Origin of the sequence: Megasphaera micronuciformis F0359 (assembly GCF_000165735.1) — a bacterium.
Taxonomy (GTDB): Bacteria; Bacillota; Negativicutes; order Veillonellales; family Megasphaeraceae; genus Megasphaera; species Megasphaera micronuciformis.
On record NZ_GL538208.1, the window covers coordinates 516,176 to 534,510 of the forward strand.

General features: G+C 43.3%; 16 protein-coding genes. All 16 read left to right on the forward strand.

Annotated elements, in window-relative coordinates; genetic code table 11:
- Positions 1-26 precede the first annotated feature (26 nt).
- Complete coding sequence (locus tag HMPREF9429_RS06160) at positions 27-620, forward strand: DNA-3-methyladenine glycosylase I (RefSeq protein WP_006942448.1); 594 nt, start codon at positions 27-29, stop codon at positions 618-620.
- Between the two features lie 104 nt (positions 621-724).
- Positions 725-2,071 carry a Trk system potassium transporter TrkA gene (gene trkA / locus HMPREF9429_RS06165; RefSeq protein WP_006942451.1) on the forward strand — a complete coding sequence of 449 codons (1,347 nt, stop codon included), beginning with the start codon at positions 725-727 and terminating at the stop codon, positions 2,069-2,071.
- A 3-nt stretch (positions 2,072-2,074) separates the two neighbouring features.
- Positions 2,075-3,505 (forward strand): TrkH family potassium uptake protein, encoded by a 1,431-nt coding sequence (locus HMPREF9429_RS06170; RefSeq protein WP_006942453.1) that lies wholly within the window; start codon positions 2,075-2,077, stop codon positions 3,503-3,505.
- 11 nt (positions 3,506-3,516) lie between these two features.
- Positions 3,517-4,971, forward strand: coding sequence for a TrkH family potassium uptake protein (locus tag HMPREF9429_RS06175; protein WP_006942454.1), 1,455 nt, complete (start codon positions 3,517-3,519; stop codon positions 4,969-4,971).
- Positions 4,972-4,994: 23 nt separating this feature from the next.
- Entirely contained in the window at positions 4,995-6,446 is a 1,452-nt protein-coding gene (locus HMPREF9429_RS06180) for a TrkH family potassium uptake protein (RefSeq protein ID WP_006942456.1), read from the forward strand.
- A gap of 116 nt (positions 6,447-6,562) precedes the next feature.
- Complete coding sequence (locus HMPREF9429_RS06185) at positions 6,563-7,099, forward strand: ComEA family DNA-binding protein (RefSeq protein ID WP_040774002.1); 537 nt, start codon at positions 6,563-6,565, stop codon at positions 7,097-7,099.
- On the forward strand, positions 7,096-9,033 hold the full coding sequence (locus HMPREF9429_RS08900) for a ComEC/Rec2 family competence protein (RefSeq protein ID WP_050777772.1): 1,938 nt from the start codon (positions 7,096-7,098) through the stop codon (positions 9,031-9,033). The genes HMPREF9429_RS06185 and HMPREF9429_RS08900 overlap by 4 nt, the downstream gene beginning before the upstream one ends.
- On the forward strand, positions 9,020-10,045 hold the full coding sequence (holA, locus tag HMPREF9429_RS06195; RefSeq protein ID WP_006942460.1) for a DNA polymerase III subunit delta: 1,026 nt from the start codon (positions 9,020-9,022) through the stop codon (positions 10,043-10,045). Before HMPREF9429_RS08900 ends, holA begins: the two co-directional genes overlap by 14 nt.
- 72 nt (positions 10,046-10,117) lie before the next feature.
- Positions 10,118-13,726, forward strand: a complete 3,609-nt coding sequence (locus HMPREF9429_RS06200) for a PolC-type DNA polymerase III (RefSeq protein WP_006942461.1) — start codon at positions 10,118-10,120, stop codon at positions 13,724-13,726.
- A gap of 31 nt (positions 13,727-13,757) precedes the next feature.
- Positions 13,758-14,072, forward strand: coding sequence for a YerC/YecD family TrpR-related protein (locus tag HMPREF9429_RS06205; RefSeq protein WP_006942462.1), 315 nt, complete (start codon positions 13,758-13,760; stop codon positions 14,070-14,072).
- Positions 14,073-14,098: 26 nt separating this feature from the next.
- The gene (mscL, locus tag HMPREF9429_RS06210; RefSeq protein WP_006942463.1) at positions 14,099-14,536 is read left to right on the forward strand and encodes a large-conductance mechanosensitive channel protein MscL; all 438 of its coding nucleotides are present in this window, start codon (positions 14,099-14,101) and stop codon (positions 14,534-14,536) included.
- Entirely contained in the window at positions 14,537-15,100 is a 564-nt protein-coding gene (locus HMPREF9429_RS06215) for a hypothetical protein (RefSeq protein ID WP_006942464.1), read from the forward strand.
- A 284-nt stretch (positions 15,101-15,384) separates the two neighbouring features.
- Positions 15,385-16,242, forward strand: coding sequence for a 3-hydroxybutyryl-CoA dehydrogenase (locus tag HMPREF9429_RS06220; protein WP_040774005.1), 858 nt, complete (start codon positions 15,385-15,387; stop codon positions 16,240-16,242).
- A gap of 85 nt (positions 16,243-16,327) precedes the next feature.
- Complete coding sequence (locus HMPREF9429_RS06225) at positions 16,328-16,663, forward strand: helix-turn-helix domain-containing protein (RefSeq protein WP_006942466.1); 336 nt, start codon at positions 16,328-16,330, stop codon at positions 16,661-16,663.
- A gap of 180 nt (positions 16,664-16,843) precedes the next feature.
- Entirely contained in the window at positions 16,844-17,365 is a 522-nt protein-coding gene (gene dcd / locus HMPREF9429_RS06230; protein WP_006942467.1) for a dCTP deaminase, read from the forward strand.
- Positions 17,365-18,333 (forward strand): P1 family peptidase, encoded by a 969-nt coding sequence (locus tag HMPREF9429_RS06235; RefSeq protein WP_006942468.1) that lies wholly within the window; start codon positions 17,365-17,367, stop codon positions 18,331-18,333. The genes dcd and HMPREF9429_RS06235 overlap by 1 nt, the downstream gene beginning before the upstream one ends.
- Positions 18,334-18,335: the final 2 nt, after the last annotated feature.

An 18,335-nucleotide genomic window follows, 5' to 3' on the forward strand; every position in this document is an offset into this window, starting at 1 on the left:
CATATGTCTTGCAAGGGGGTGAAGACATGGGAATTTGTGATTGGGCAAATGTCAATGAAAAAATGAAGGTATATCATGACTGTGAGTGGGGTGTTCCCGTTTATGACGACACCGTACTGTTCGAGTATCTTGTATTGGAACTTATGCAAAGCGGTCTGAGCTGGAATACGATTTTACAAAAGAGGGAAACCTTAAAAGCGGCGTATGCGAACTTTAATTATGAGGTTCTGGCTGATTGCGGTCCGGAAGAGGCGGATAAGATTATGACCTGTGAAGGGATTATTCGTCAAAGGAGCAAGATTAAGGCGGTTTTTCAAAATGCCCGGGCCTTAAAAAAAATACGCCGAGAATTCGGGTCCTTCAGCGATTACTTATGGAGCTATACGAAGGGAAAGGTATATGTCTATAAGAGTCATGAAAAATTGGGAGTGCCGGCAGCTAATGAATTGTCGACGACTGTTGCTGTCGATTTGAAAAAAAGGGGCTTCGTATTTTTGGGACCCGTAACCGTGTATTCTCATTTGCAGGCTTGCGGAATCATTCATGATCACGCGTCTTCATGCCCTGCCGGAGAGATTATCAGACGGACGGCACCTTTTATATATCGGGAGGATATGTAAAAATTTAATGTTTTACATATAGCCATAGGTTTGTAATGAGAGTATGATAACTTTAACAAGTCAGTAATCAAGTAAGTATATGCGTATACGTAGGAGGTAACAGGGTGCGTATAGTTGTTGTCGGAGCGGGTAAGCTGGGATACAGCATTGCCGAGTTATTATCAAATGAACAAATGGATGTAGTCGTAGTCGATCATGATGAAGATCGTCTGGAAGTCGTGAAAAATACCTTGGATGTGTTGACTGTTCCGGCGAACGGTGCCAGTCCCGTAACTATGAATGATCCCGATATTTACGGAGCTGATATTCTCGTGGCGGCGACGAGTAGTGACGAAACGAATATGATTTCCTGTATTTTGGCAAAAAAACACGGAATCTCTTATACAGCGGCACGTATTAGGGATTTGGATTTCCTGTCTGAATCTAAAGTCTATTTAAAAGAAAATTTTAATATTGATTTAATGATTAACCCTGAATATATTACGGCTCGCGAAATCAATCGTATTTTGATGACGCCGGCAGCCTTAAACGTAGAAGATTTTGCCCAAGGTAAGGTGCGGATTTTCGAAACGAAGATTCAGCCCGGATCTCAGTTGGCCAATATTCCCTTAAAAGATTTGCGATTACCTCAAGATGTTTTGGCGGGACTTATTTTCAGAAATAATCGAATGATCATTCCTCACGGCGATGACTATCTTTTACCGCATGACAACACCTTTTTTGTCGGTGCATCCGGAGAAATAGAAAAGTTCAGTAAGAATTTTGTCGGGACGGGTATCAAAGCTCCCGAACGAGTTATGATTATCGGTGCCGGTCGTACGGGACGAACCTTGGCTAAAATGTTGGATAAACAGGGCGTTCAAGTAAAGGTCATCGAAAAGGATGCCGAACGTAGTCGCATGGTAGCGGAACGAATTGAAGAAGGCATCGTTGTTCGCGGAGACGGAACTGATATTGATTTACTCACCCAAGAAGGAGTGGGGGAAGCGGATGTCGTCATTTGTCTTACGGCTGATGACAAGCTGAATTTGATGTTGGCCCTCTTAGCTAAGCATTTAGGTGCTGCCAGAACCATTGTGCGCGTTGCCCGCATTGAATATGTGGATTTAATGGAAAAAGTCGGCGTCGATATTGTATTATCCTCACGCTTATTAGCTGCCGGTGAAATTTTAGCTTTTGCTCGGCGAGGCGGGGTTGTTTCCGTCGCTCTTTTGGAAGGAGCAAAAGCGGAAGCAATGGAAGTTATCGTTCAGAAAGGGTCGTATGTAGAGAATAAAAAACTGATGGATTTGCAATTGCCGAAAGAATGTCTGATTTGTGCTTTTGTTCGTGATGATGAAGCCTTCGTACCGACCGGACAATCATCACTACAAGCCGGTGATAGAGCGATACTCTTTATTCGCATGGAATTTGCCAATAAGGTAATGAAATATTTTGCAGGAAAGGCATAGGAAATGAAAGGTGCATTTATATTTTACGGCTTAAGCCGTATCTTGGCGTTTTTTACGGTAGGTGCGCTTCTTATTACGGCCTTGTCTCTATATTCGGAAACCGGCGTGACCATGTGTTTTTTGCCCACTCTGGCCCTTGCCGGTATAGGTTCTTGCCTGTGTTACGGGCCGGGGAAAGCACGTCGACAGCAAATGAGACTTAGTGAAGGAGCCGTATTACTTACCGGCTCTTGGGTAGTTTTAGCTCTCTTGGGAGCCTTGCCTTTTATAATAAGTCATAGGCTTTCCGTAGTTGATGGCATCTTGGACAGCGTTTCGGCAGTTACGACAAACGGTCTCTTTCTTTTAAGTCATGAAGAAACGGGGATTTTTAAGGACTGGCATATTCTTTTAGAATGGATGGGTGCTTTTATCTTTATTAATCTGTTCGTAACCGTTATGCCTCAGATTAGTAAGGTTTTCAGTATCGGCCTGTCCGATGATAATCCCTTTGCTTTCACACCCGGTATTCGGCGTATGAATTCGTACTTAAAACCCGTATCGGTTACCTTTGTCGTCATTACATTGTTGTCGATCACGGCCTTTATTATGGCGGGATTACCTTTACACACAGCCGTATTACAGGCTTTGACGACTGTTTCTACAGGCGGTACGACAGTTGAACACTTGGGAAACCGCCCCGTTGTTTGGGCCTGTGTTTTTTCAATGTTCTTAGCAGGATGCAATTTTTTATTGTTATACAGAGTGACGTCGGAGAGAACTTTACGACCGTTATGGCGTAATACGGAAATCCGAGTGTTTTTGGCAGTTCTTCTCGGTGCTTCCTTGCTACTCAGTATGAATATTCATGATCGAGCCGGATTTGAATGGAATGAAAGTTTGCGTTTATCCGTATTTTATGTGTTGTCCTTTTTGACAACGACGGGATTTACAGGGGCTAATTTGACATTATTTCCCGACTTTGATAAAATGCTTCTTTTTATTCTCACCTTTGTAGGCGGATGTGTCGGATCGGTTACGGGGGGAATGAAAATTATTCGTTTTCTTATTTTGTTTAAAATGTCGTCTCAAGAATTGCTGCGAACCTTGCACCCCCAGATGGTTATCAGTGTTAAAGCCAACGGGGTATTCGTATCTTTGCCCGTCATTAATCGTGTATTAAATGTATTTTTCCTTTTTATCGGGTTGTTTTTTCTGTCCGTTTTAATTTTGGCACCTTCCGGGCTATCTCCTTTAGAGGCACTTGGGTTGGCAGGGGCAGGGTTGACGGGGACGGGGGCGACGGCGGCCTTATTCGGCTTGGGTGATGTAGGTTCTTTGCCCGTTTGGGCCAAGGCCTATTGTTGCATACTCATGATTTGGGGGCGCGTTGAAGTCGTCGCCTTTTTGTTAGTCGTACAGACGACGATGCACTTTTTTAAGCATCGTTGGTAGGAGTTTTTTGTATGAATTTTAGAATTACGGCCTACTTGCTGGGTAAATTGGCCGTTGCTTGTGCCATGGCATTATGTATTCCTTTGGCTATATCCGTGTTGTACGAAGAAGAAAATATTTCCGCATTTTTGTGGGCCATAGCATGGTCGGCAGGAACGGGAGTACTTTTCGTGATCGGGGGACAAAGAGTGAAGGATACGCTGACGGTCCGAGAAGGTATAGCCGTTACTACCTTGGGGTGGGTTTTAATAACCTTTCTGGGCATGATTCCTTATGTGGCAGGCGGCTATTTATCCGTTTTGGACGGTATTGTGGAGACTATTTCAGGCCTTTCCGGCACGGGAGCTACGGTTATTGATGATATAGAGTCCTTACCGCAGAGCCTTATTTTATGGCGGTCTTTGACACACTGGTTCGGCGGTTTGGGAATTATCGTTATTTTTATTGCACTGTTTCCTCGCTTCGGTAGAGGGGCTGTACGTATGTTCAATGCCGAAAGCACGGGACCTACGGATTCACGGTTTTTACCGCAAGTTAAAGAAATGGCAAAGGCTCTTTTTACAGTTTATGTAGTTTTTACAATTATCTGTACATTGGTTCTTTATGCGTGCGGTCTGGATCTTTTAATCGCTGCGGATCATGCCTTTTCCACTATTGCTACCGGCGGATTTTCCCCGTATAACAATAGTGTAGCCCATTTTAACAGTCCTCTTATTGAAGGCGTATTGGCTTTTTTCATGATTATATCCAGCGCTAACTTCGGTATGTATGTGGCGGCATGGCGAAAAGGGATGGAATGTATTTTTAAGGATACGGAGTTTCGCACTTACTGCTTAGTCGTACTGGTAACCACTATGCTAATGGCCGGCAATCTGATTTTGACACAAGGGTGGACTTACGGATATGCATTGCGGGAAGCCTTTTTTCAGTCCGCATCCATATCATCTTCGACCGGGTTTATATCGTATGATTTTGATACATGGCCGACCTTTTCCAAATATATTCTAATCTTTCTCATGTTTTTAGGCGGCTGTGCAGGTTCGACGGCCGGGGGACTGAAAGTTACTCGATTGATGTTGTTATTTAAAACGGCTCGTGCCTTATTGCGTCAGAAAATATATCCTCGCGAAGTAATAGCGGTCAGTTCTAACGGCAGTGAATACTCGGAAGAAGTATTGTTTCGTGTCGTAAGATTTTTCTTTGTCTATGTTATGCTGGACCTGTTGTGGACCGTATTGCTGGTCTGGGACGGGGTTCCTGTATTCGAGGCCTTAGGAGTCAGTATTTCGACCATGGGCAGTTGCGGACCGTCTTTCGGCCTCTTCGGGGCTACATGCACTTATTCGGCTTTACCGCCGTTCAGTAAGGTTGTCGTATCCATATCCATGCTCATGGGCCGACTGGAATCATTCAGCGTTCTCGTCTTATTCTTGCCGTCTTTTTGGCATAGGCGTCAGGGCTGGTAATCTCACTAATCATCGGAGGAAGTATGAACTTCAGAATTGTCGGGCAGTTTCTCGGACATATAGCCTTGGCTGAAACGTGTGTTCTCGCTATTCCCCTGGTGTCTTCCCTTATTCATCGAGACGGGGCGACTTCTGCGTTTGTTTTTTCTATGGTTATATGTTTCGGCATATCGGCTCTGTTTTTTTCGAGCGGTGAAAGTAAGAAGGAAAAGTTAACCATTCAGGAAAGTATCGCCATCACAGGATGCGGCTGGTTATTGGCTACTGCGGTCGGTATGATTCCGTATATTTCGGGCGGTTATTTGGGATATCTGGATGGTCTGTTTGAAAGCATTTCGGGCTTTACCGGTACGGGCGCGACAGTTATTGAAGACCTGTATATTATGCCTCCCAGTCTTTTGTTATGGCGTAGTATGACGCACTGGTTAGGAGGTTTGGGAATTGTCGTCATCTTTATTGCTCTCTTACCGGAATCGGGTAAAACCTCATCATATATGTATAACGCTGAAGCGGCCGGTCCGACAAAAGACCGCATTTTACCTCGTCTGCAGGATATGACAAAGGTTCTTTTTAAAATCTATATGGCATTTACAGTATGTGCATTTATTATATTTTTAATTTGCGGGATGGATTTTACAGGAGCCGTCAACCATGCCTTATCAACCGTATCAGCCGGAGGTTTCTCTACATATAATGAGAGTGCGGCTTATTTTGATGATGTATATGTTGAAGGGTGGATGACTTTTTTTATGGTTCTGGCAGGAGGCAACTTCGGCCTTTATTATCGTGCCTATCATAAAGGAGCTGCCGTCTTACTTAAAGATACGGAATTTAAAGCCTATTTATCTATTTTAGTGGTAGCCACCATTATTATTATCGGTGATTTAATGGTGGAACTTGATTCAGATTTTTTTACAGCTCTACGATATGCGGCATTTCAGACAGCCTCTATAGCCACGACGGGTTTTGTCTCTGCCGACTATGACAGATGGCCGGTTTTGTCGAAATTCGTTCTCATGGGTCTAATGATTTGCGGCGGCTGTGCGGGATCTACGGCAGCAGGATTGAAAATTTCCCGTGTAGTCATTCTTTTTCGTTCCGTAAGGTCTACCGTTCTTCACTTACTCTATCCTAAGCATGTAGTTGAGGTTATGATGAACGGAACGACCTTACACGATAGTACGGTATTGCGTGTAGGCCAATATTTTTTTATGTATATTTTCTTCATCCTCTTTTTTGCACTTCTTTTAGCATTTGACGGAGTAGGCGGTTTTGATGCCTTGGGAATCAGTGTTTCCACTATAGGGTGCATCGGTCCGGCCTTCGGCGTTACGGGGGCGACTTGTACATATGCGGATTTATCTTGGTTCTCTAAAACCGTCATATGTTTTTCCATGCTTTTAGGACGTCTGGAAATTTTTACGATCCTTGTCATGTTGCGTCCCGGTTTGTGGAAGGGCAAGAATACATGGTAATAATTAACCTCTCATAATAAGGGCGGCATTATAATTACATTAGAAACAAGAAGAAAGGACAGACTTTTCAGATTCTTTAGCCGAAAATGGTGTAAAACCTATTCGGAGGGATGAGTATGAAAAGAATCTTCTTGCTTTTTCCGTTACTAACGGCATTGGGATTGGCCGTATACGGAAATTCGTTGGTAGAGGCTACGCTTCCGGAAGAAATGACAGCCGTTCCGGAAATTCAGGTAGAAAATGACAGACTTTTATATGTTTACATAAGCGGAGCCGTCAAAAGCCCCGGTGTATATTCTTATAAGCGTCCGCTTTTAGTAGGTGAGGTTATTAAGGATGCAGGCGGTTTTAATTCCTATGCAGACAGTGAGGCCATAAATGCGGCGGCTCCTATAGAAGACGGATTACATATTCATATTCCTTATAAAACGGACGGAATCGGGGTTGCGGTTAAAGACGATCACAAAATTCACCTAAACGAGGCTGATGAAAAAACGTTGACAAGCTTAAACGGTATCGGTCCTGCAATGGCAGCCGCCATTATCGCTTATCGTAATGAACACGGATCCTTTACATCCGTAGAGGAGTTAAAGCAAGTAAAGGGAATTGGCGCTGCCAAGTATGAAAAGCTGAAAGATGTCGTAGATCTATGAATAAGTATTTGTCTTGCAGTCTCGTTATTTGTGTTTGTACGGCGATTTTTTTACATGAATACGTGCAGTTGTCGATTCTGTTGTCAGTCGTTACGGGTTTTATCTGTATTTGTATAGCCTTCTTCGTGCGTAAACGAAGGAGGCTGTTTTGTATCTTCATGTGCGGTGCCGTTTTTTTCTTCGCTTGGGCAGGGACGGTACACAGTGAGACAAGATTTAACGCCTTGTCTCACTATTTAAGCGGAACCGAGACGGAGGCCGTTTTTCGAATCTGCGATAAAAAGCGTGTTTATAAGGAAAAAAATCAGAGTGTAACCGTTTATCGAGCCGATTTAAAAAGTCACGGCGGTAAAGGGAGTGTACTTTTATATATTCATGGAGAGAATCCCTTTGAAGAGGGGTGTGTAGTTAAAGGTCGTGTATCCTGTACGGCTCCCGTATTTAAGAAAAATTACGGGACTTATGACTTTTATCATGCCTATCGCTACAGGAGTATTTTTATGAAATGTAAGGAGCATAAGGACACGCCCTTAGAGCTTGTCGAGCCGCCGTCAATGTATGATGCGTCCTTACACAGTATACGCCTAAGGATAACGGACTCTTTTACGGAGGTGATGGGAACACGCCTGGCATACGTTTTCACCTCTCTTTTGTTTGGCGGTCATTACGATGAAATAGATGAAGATATTATTCGCAACTTTTCCCTTACGGGAATGATTCATATTCTTTCCGTGTCCGGTTCACACATAACAATTCTTTTGAGTGTTATTTGGGCCTTAGCCGGAGGCTTGTCGCTAAGTCGTCGGGTGAAACTGTCAGGGGCTTCGGTGGTACTTTTTTTGTATTGTGCACTGGCCGGATTTACAGTACCTGTCATACGATCAACTCTTACGGGGATGGCAGCTGCTTATGCGGCGGAAGGAAATTGCGAACATTCCCCTTTACATATATTGTCATTAGTTGCCCTGTTTTTTTTAGCGGAGAATCCCTTTGTCTTTTACGATCTGTCTTTTCGGCTGTCTTTTTGCGCCGCTGCAGGTATTATTTTGTTTACGCCCAAGACGGAGGCGGCCTTGTCCTTTTTACCCGTTTTTTTACGTCGTTGTACAGCCGTTTGCATAGGTGCACAGATTCCTGCAGTACCCTTGTTAACCGGAACTTTTGCAGGCCTGCCTTTATATACATTGCCGGCTAACCTTTTAGTGGGCTCCGTATTGGACGGGCTTATTGTAGCGGGACTTGTAGCGGCTCTGGCCGTATATATTATGCCTTTTTTCGGCGGAATTATCTTACATGTTTTGAAGCCTTTTTTGTGGGCTGCCCTTAAGACCAACGCTTTTTTAGCTGCGTTACCGTATAGTTTTATCCCGACGGGAAGTATGGGGGATTTATTGACAGTGGCCTATATTCTTGCGGTTTTTGCCGTTTATGGAACCTGTAAAAGAAAAGTAGCGGCTTTTTGTTCCGTTTTTATTTTTAGTGCAGCTGTTTACACGAATTTTTCTCATCGACAAGATCGTCAATTGATGGTTCTCGATACGTTGCCTGATTATACTGTATATATTAAAGAAGATAACGGAATGTCCAAGATGTGGTATAATAAGAAGCAAAAGTTCGGAGCTTCCTGCATTATGTCTGTAGTAGCTCCGGCCCTACATCATGAAGCAATTTTTTCGGTAGGAGAAGTATTTTTGTCAGGGCAGGCGACGGAGAAAATAAAGACTGACATACAAAAATCCTTTAAAATAAATGTTGTTTCAGGAGGATGTCCCGATTTTACGAACGAAGAGTTTCGTATATGCGGAGACGGCATTGAATTTATAAAGACCGGAAAAAAGCTTAATGTAAAAGAATGCGGTGAAATAAGGGCATACGAACATAAAGGAAGATGGCATTTCGAAACATATAGTGGAGAAACATATGAAACATATTAAGATTATATACGGTACGGAAACGTACATGATGGAAGAAGAAAGAAAAAGTTTTATAAAAGCCTGTGAAAGTGATTGTGGAGAAAAGCCTGAAATTACGACTTTTCACAAGGATGATACGGTCTTTACCGTAGCGGAAAATATAGATGGAGAGTCCTTATTTTCCGCAGCTACCTTAACGGTATGGAAAAATCCTCCCGTCCTACCTTTAAAAAAAAGCGGCAGGTCGAGAAGCAAAACCGACAAGAGTGAGGACCTGTTGTTGGAGCGACTGGCAAATACGAGAAAAGGTTGCTATGTTCTTTTCATAGTCGAGGGCCCTGTTGATACGGGCAGTGCCTTTTATAAAGCTTTGGTCCCTTTGGCAGATGTAAGTGCATGCGAAGCCGTGACTGAGAAAAATATTATGTTTCATGTAGATACATATTTAAAAAAATACGGCTTTACGCTGACCGCCGAGGCTCGGGGTCTGATGACGGAGATGTTTCATACGTGGAGTACCCTTTCTCTTCTTTACGTTTTTTCAGAACTTGATAAGTTAGCGATTGACCCGACTAGAAAGCGTATCAGTGCAGATGACCTGGAAGGATTATTTGCCGGAACGGCAGAAAAAAATCTCTTCACCTTCGGGGAATATTTTCTGTTTCGGAACGGAGAAGGCTGTATTCCCTTAATGAAGAGTCTCTTTGCCAAAACTGAAGGGTTTATGAAAAGTACGGCCTATTTGATGTCGCGCTTACGCATGTTACGCTCCTATGCGGAGCTTGTCGCCAGCCATAAGGACAAGGCGACAGTCGAGCTATTAATGACTAAAATCAATAACGGACGACCGGTTCGCGGTAGTTTGTATTACTTGCAAAAGTATCTTAAATATTGGACAATAAAAGAGTTGGATACACTGATATGTGACCTCTTTACCTTACAATTGCGTATGCGTCGGGGAACGGCTGTACAGGAAGATGCGGAGGCACTTATTTGTCTGTACTGCAGCAAATCGGTGAAGAAGAATCGATAAATGATTATGTCTTATTTTATACATAAAAGCGAAATTACTTGTGTTATATAGCCGTTGATTTAAAGGAATATTATGAAATACTATCATATTGTACCTCAAAAAGAATTAAAGCTGCCTTATGGGGATAAGTGTTATTTGAATATACAGCGCCTCAGTGTATGTCTTGATAAGAAGTCCTGGCATATTACAGCCGACTTGCCGAACGGTGCGGATATGGCCTTTTTTTCCGATTTATGTCGTAAAGGCTTGTCCTTGGAAGGAGACATTGCTATTGAATGTTTACCTACATCCGAAGCCGACAGAGATGGAGAATTGTGGATGCCTGAAACCATTGAATCTCTGGTGGATGACAACGGGGCGGATGCGGGGACCGGTGAAGATTATGCCATTATTCATGAAGATATATATGACGACGGCGAAGACTTATATGACGAAGACTATCTGAAGGCTTGTGCTGTCGTTTCCAGGCCCGAATCGAGATCGTCTTCGAGTAAAGGGGCAACAAGAAGCCAAGCCGGCGATGTGCAAGGAAATGTATTGCTGGGCCGAGCCATATCGGATCAGGAGGTAACGCCTATTGACGATGTACTCGGAGAGGAACGCAATAAAGTCATCTTGTACGGTAAGGTTGTTCAGGTCGAATTTAAGGAACTTAAATCAAAACGAATCTTGTTGAAGTTTCAAATTGCCGATAAGACGAACGGCATTTCGGCAATGAAGTTTATTGATACGGGAAATAGCGGTAAGTATGGCCGCAAGGGAATGACGGAAGAAGAAATAGGCCTATTAAAGCAAAACCTTACTGTTAATACATCCGTTCTCGTTGGCGGGAATGTTCGCTTCGATACGTATCAAAATAATTATGTTCTCAATGTCGACTCTATTATGAAAGCTCATGAAGAATCGAATGAACGTATGGATACCCATGAAAATCCTCGAGTAGAACTTCATTTACATACTACGATGAGTGATATGGATGCATTGATTACGGTTAAGGACCTGATTAAGACCGTTAAGAAGTGGAATCATCCTGCTATTGCCGTAACGGACCACGGTGTCGTGCAATCCTTTCCTATGTTACAGTCCGTAGCCAAGGCGAACGGCGTTAAGGTTATATACGGTATGGAAGGGTATTTGTTCGATGAAGAAATCGATAAATCATATCATATTATTATTTTAGCGAAAAACCAGGTGGGCATACGCAATTTGTATAAACTTGTCAGCATATCCCATTTGAAGTATATTTACCGCGGACGGCCGCGTATTCCTCGTAAAATTTTGAACGAATACAGAGAAGGACTTATTTTAGGTTCGGCCTGTGAAGCGGGGGAATTAGTTCGTTCGATGGTGCAAAAACGACTGCCTTATGACGAACTGAAAAAGATTGCCGAGTATTACGATTATTTGGAAATTCAGCCCATATCCAATAACGGCTTCCTCGTTCGAGAAGGCTTTGTTGATGATGAAGAGGGGCTTAGAGATATTAATCGAACGATTTTAAAAATCGGCGATGAATTAGGGAAAATGACTGTCGCTACTTGTGATGCTCATTTTATGAATAAGGAAGATAAGATTTATCGAGAAATCCTTATGACGGGAAAAGGCTTTAGAGATGCTCAATTTCAGCCTGATCTCTATTTACGTACTACGGACGAAATGTTGGAAGAATTTGCTTACTTGGGCACAGACCGGGCGGAAGAAGTTGTTATTACCAACCCCAATAAGGTTAATGACTGGGTTGAAGAGGTAACGCCCGTACCTAAAGAAAATCTTTATTTTCCGAGAATCGAAGGCTCGTCGGAAGCTCTGAAGGAAATGTGTCTGCGTAAGGCTCATAAGATATACGGTACGCCCTTACCGACTGTTGTTGAAGAGCGTCTGGATGAAGAATTTACCTCTATCTTCGGCAACGGGTTCGGCGTTCTGTATTACATTGCTCACAAGTTGGTTAAACATTCGAATGATGACGGTTATCTTGTGGGATCACGAGGATCCGTAGGTTCGTCCTTTGTAGCAACCATGTCGGATATTACGGAAGTAAACCCTTTGCCGCCTCATTATGTATGCCCTTCGTGTTGCCACAGTGAGTTCTTTACGGACGGATCCGTTGCCGGCGGGTTTGACTTGCCTGACAAAAATTGTCCCGAATGCGGCACGCCTATGAAAAAGGACGGACATAATATTCCTTTTGCTATTTTCTTGGGTTTTGAGGGCGATAAGGTACCCGATATCGATTTGAACTTTTCGGGGGAATATCATCCGAAGGCTCATAAGTATACGGAAGAACTTTTCGGTAAAGATAATGTATTTCGTGCCGGGACTATCGGTGCCGTACAGGATAAGACGGCTTACGGCTATGTTAAGAAATGGGCGGAGGCTCGCGGCATTACGGCGAACGATGCGTATATCAACAGTCTTGTTAACGGTTGTACGGGAATTAAAAATACTACGGGACAACATCCCGGAGGAGTAATGGTTATTCCTCGCGATATAGATGTCCATCATTTTACGCCCGTCCAATATCCGGCTAATAAAAAAGACTGCGGTATTATAACGACCCATTTCGACTATCATTCCATTGAAGGCCGTCTTGTAAAACTTGATATACTGGGCCATGATGATCCGACTGTTATACGCATGCTTGAAGACATGACGGGAGTTAAGGCGACTACCATTCCTTTTGATGATCAAAAAACAATGAGTCTCTTTTCATCTACCGAAGCCCTGGGACTCACGCCAGAAGAACTGGGCTCTCCTGTAGGTAGCCTGGGTATTCCCGAATTCGGTACATCTTTTGTGCGGAAGATGCTTGTAGATACGATGCCGAAGACCTTTTCAGGTCTTGTCCGTATATCCGGCTTTTCACACGGTACGGATGTATGGTTGAATAATGCTCAGGAATTAATTACGTCCGGTAAGGTACAGTTGAATGAAGCCGTATCGACACGTGATGATATAATGAATTATCTCATCAATCACGGTATTAAACCGAAAACGAGTTTTAAGGTTATGGAAAATGTCCGTAAGGGCAAGGGAATTGATAAACCGGATAAGGCGACAGGAAAGAAAACGACGGATTATGAAGGAGAATTGCGTAAGGGTCATATTCCCGAATGGTTTATTCAATCGTGCTTGAAAATAGGCTATCTTTTCCCTCGCGCTCATGCCGTTGCTTATGTTATGATGGCATTTAGAATAGCTTGGTACAAGATTAATTATCCCTTAGCCTATTATGCCGCTTATTTTACAATTCGAGCCAAAGCATTCAGCATTCCCATGATGATTCACGGGTTGGATACGGCGCGGCAGGCTATGAAGATGATTACGGCCAAGGGAGACGGTGCTTCCAAAATCGAAAAAGACCTGTACTCCACGCTGGAGTTGGTCGTAGAGATGAATTTGCGCGGTATTTCTTTTATGAATATCGATATAAATAAGTCGGAAGCGACTAAGTTTACTATTCATGACGGTAAGATACTGTTGCCGTTTACGGCTCTGGACGGCTTGGGCAAAAATGTAGCCGAACAAATAGTAGAAGGCAGAAAGTCGCAGGCGTATACGTCAAAAGAAGATTTGAAGTATCGTGGTAAAGTCGGTCAGACCTTAATTGATTCTCTGGCTGAGATGGGGTGTTTGGGAGAACTCCCCGAAGATGAACAAATAGATTTATTCGCCATGTAAGATACAGGACAGTAAGAACGGGGTGAAGGCTATGAGTATCAATGAAAAGTTGCGTGACGATCTCCACGATCAATTATTCAAGGCCATCTTGGAATTAAAGAGCATGGAAGAGTGCTATGAATTCTTTGAAGATATTTGTACGATTCAGGAAATGAAGTCCATTGCGGCTCGTTTGGAAGTTGCCAGGATGTTGAGAGCCGGAGATATTTACGAAGATATTGTCAAAAAAACGGGAGCCAGCACGGCTACTATCAGTCGGGTCAAAAGGTGTCTCAATTACGGGACGGGAGGATATGATACCGTTCTGGAACGCTTGGGCATGGGCCGAGGCATTAAAAAGAAGTAGTTTTTTAGTAAAAAGGAGTAAAGAAGATGAAAGCGTTTTTTCAAGAATTTAAAAATTTTGCAGTTCAAGGTAATGTAATCGACGTGGCTGTCGGTGTAGTAATCGGTGGAGCCTTCGGTAAAATTACGACATCCCTCGTTACCAATATCATTATGCCTCCTATCGGCATTTTATTGGGCGGTGTCGATTTTACGGATTTTTTCATTCCCTTGGCAAATACGTCGGCTCAAACCTTGGCGGAAGCTCAGGCACAAGGGGTACCTGTTATTGCTTACGGCCTTTTTATTAATACGGTCGTAGATTTTCTTATTATTGCCTTTGCCATATTCCTGGTTATTAAGCAAATAAACCGTTTCAAAAAGCCGGCGGCACCGGCACCTTCCAGAACTTGCCCCTTTTGTAAAGAAACAGTGGCTGATGAAGCTACTCGTTGCCCCCATTGTACGAGTGAGCTGACTGTTTAAATGCGCACCAAAGGTGATATAACCGTATTTTCAGACGGAACGATGAATGTATATAATCGTTCGTTGGCGGAAGAACTGTGGTACGACTATAAAGATTTTGCTCATAGGGCCGCAAAATACCGTAAAATGAATAAAAAAGACGCCGAACTTTCGGCCCGGCGTTACGAACGTGCGGCAGTCTTTGCTTTGTGCGAGTTTTTTTGCCAAGTTCTTGGCAGTTGGTACAATCAAGGGCAAGAAAAGGGATGCTTTCCGACAGGTACGGGTGAAGATATACTCTTTGTTTTTCGTGCCTTTTCTTCAACTGCCTTGGGAGTAGCTGGAAGGAATGTAAAAGATTCGGAATTTTCCGGATTGTACTCTTTGCTGGAACGGTATTGTCGCCACGACGGCTCGGTATGGGAAGTAATGACCGGTGACCATTTAAGTGAAACGGAAGAAAAGATGGATGACTTTCTGACAAGGGTGGAAAGTCGAACCTCTTTTCGGCGATTTACGCCGTGGAGTGAACAGACGAAGTCTATTATTGAACGATTGAGCGGCCTTCTTAGAAGGCGCGATTAAAGAAAGAGGACGATCCGCGTCGTCCTCTTTCTTTAATTTATAAGTGTGAAAAAAATAACGAATATTATCGTATATAGAATCATGAGGCGGAGTCATAGATTTCATAAAACCCTTTCAAGAATGGTATATAAAAGTAGTGAAAAAAGCGATTTTTTCTAATAAATAGTATAGATTTTTTCATTGGAAGTGGTATACTTATAACTGTAAAGGGATAGTTTTCAGGTTTGGTTCTCTTTTTTTTAGTAAAATTTGTGAAAGAAATCACTTTAAAGGAGGAGTTCAACATGTTTTGTAAAAAAGTAATGGTCATCGGTGCAGGTACAATGGGTTCGGGTATTGCGCAGGTATTTTTAACACACGGTTGCGACGTAATCTTGAATGACATTAAACAAGAATTTATCGACGGCGGTGTTAAGAAAATCGACAAAAGCCTGACGAAACTCGTAGCTAAAGAAAAGATGACACAAGCTGATAAAGATGCCGCTATGGGTCGTCTTACCGGCTTTGTTGAAATTACGAAAGACAACATGAAAGATGTGGATCTTGTCGTAGAAGCGGCTATTGAAGACATGAAGATTAAAGGTCAGATCTTCAAAAACTTAGGTGAAGTTTGCCCGCCTGAAACGATTTTAGCTTCCAACACGTCTTCCTTACCTATTACGAAGATTGCAGCAGCAACCAATCGTCCGGACAAAGTAATCGGCATGCATTTCTTTAATCCCGCACCGGTTATGAAGTTGATTGAATTGATCAACGGCATTGCTACGTCGGAAGATACATTCAATAAAGTATTCGAAGCATCTAAAGCTCTCGGCAAGAGCCCCGTTAAAGTTAACGACTTCCCGGGCTTCGTAGGCAACCGTGTAGTTATTCCTATGATTAACGAAGCTATTCAGGCTTTGATGGAAGGTGTAGCGTCCAAAGAAGATATTGATGCCGTTTGCCAATTGGGCTTTAACCATCCTATGGGACCCTTGGCATTGTCCGACTTAATCGGTAACGATATTGTTCTCCATATTATGGAAGTTCTTTATGAAGGCTTCGGTGATCCGAAATATCGTCCCAGCGCATTATTACGTCAGTATGTAAATGCAGGTTATTTAGGTCGTAAAACTGGCAAAGGTTTCTATGATTATGAATAATTAAGTTATTCGTGACAAAACGCCTTCGCAAGAAGGCGTTTTGTTATCTCTTTAAAAATAAAAAGAAAGGAGGGGGACCGTTAAAATGGAGGAAAATATAGGGTGTCGTATCAGCAGATTGAGAAAGGCCCAAGACATAGGAGTCTACCAGTTGGCCGAGCAGGCCCGCGTATCGGCTCAGACCGTTTATCGGTGGGAGCACGGGAACGTTGCCAACATTAAAGAATCGATTTTAGAGCGTCTGGCACCTATTTTGGGTGTTACGAAATACTACATAAAAACGGGATTACACGGTGATGTATTGCCGCCTGAAGTCGAAGACTGGTTACACCGTCCGAAAAACATGGAAAAAATTATACAATTTTATTATCGGGAAATCGCTGAAGAGCGAATTCGTGAAATGAAGAAAGAGCGTAGTTAGAAAAAATGAAGAAACGACTGTATGAAAGATAGCCACAGGGAAATGCGAAAGATTCATTTCCTTGGGGCTATTTTATTGCCAAACGGAGAGTGAGCGTATATACTGAAAAAAATTGCTTTTTAAATAACGCGCTATGGTTACCGGTGCGTATTATAGGAATTTAATGCGGAAGGTGAGTATATGATTCTGTCAGGAAAAGAAATTGTTAAACACATGGGGAAGGAAATAGTTATCGAACCCTTTGATAAAAGTCGTGTAAACCCGAATAGTTACAATTTATCTCTGTATAATGAATTAATGGTATACGACTCGAAAGAATTGGACATGGCAAAACCCAACTCGGCTTCGGTCATAAAAATTCCTGAAGAAGGTTTCGTGCTTCAACCCAATGTGTTGTACTTGGGGCGTACGAACGAATATACGAAGACGGAAAATTATATTCCCATGTTGGAAGGGCGTTCTTCCGTAGGGAGACTGGGCGTATTTATTCACGTTACAGCCGGATTCGGCGATGTAGGCTTTGCCGGCTACTGGACCTTGGAAATCTTTTGCGTCCAACCGATTCGTATTTATCCGAATGTGGAAATATGCCAGATCTATTATCATGATATTGACGGAGAATATGACACGTATAAGAGCGGAAAGTATCAACATAATAACGGAATTCAACCGTCTATGTTGTGGAAGGACTTTATAAAATAATGAATATTTCGGAAATTCCTTTTAGTTCAATTCAACAAATATGCATCGGTCACTGGGAAGACGCGAAGGGCGGGACGGGATGTACGATTTGTCTTGCGGAAAAAGGGGCGGCTTGCGGTGTTGACGTGCGAGGAGGCGGCCCTGCATCACGGGAAACCGAACTTCTTAAACCGACGGCTGCAGTAGAAAAAATACATGCCGTTCTTTTGTGCGGCGGCAGTGCCTTCGGATTGGCGGCGGCTGACGGGGTTATGTCTTATTTAAAAGAACGGAAAATCGGATTTGACACACCTTACGGGCCTGTTCCTTTAGTTGTCGCATCATCCATATATGACCTGCCTTGCGGCGATAAAGACGCTTATCCGCAGAGAGACAGCGGTTATGCGGCGGCAGTCAATGCTGTTGAAAAAAACGAAGCTCTTTCCGGTAATTACGGTGCCGGTACGGGGGCGACTATCGGAAAAATAGGCGGGCCCCGTACCGCTATGAAGAGCGGCCAGGGATTTTGCGCCTATAAGGTGGGAGATTTATCGGTAGGTGCCTGTATTGTCGTAAATGCATTAGGTGATGTAGTCGATAAAAACGGCAGCATTTTAGCGGGTATGAGAACAGAAGACGGATCCTTTGCGGATTCGCAAAGGATTTTGGCCACGCAGGGTTTTTTGCCCTGGACAAGTGAACCGGGAACGGTCAACACGACGATCGGCTTTGTTGTCACGAACGGGAAGTTTAATAAGACGCAAATGAATAAGGCGGCGGCTCTTTGTTCCAACGGACTTGTACGCTCTATTCGTCCTGTTAACACAACAGCTGACGGAGATAGCCTTTACGCTTTGGCTACAGGAGAAGTAGAAGCGGATTTAAATCAAATGGGAGCACTCGGAGCTATGGCTGTTGAAGAGGCCGTGCGCCGAGCCGTTAAAGCGGCAACGGGATTGCACGGATTTCCGGCCTTACAAAATATATAGAA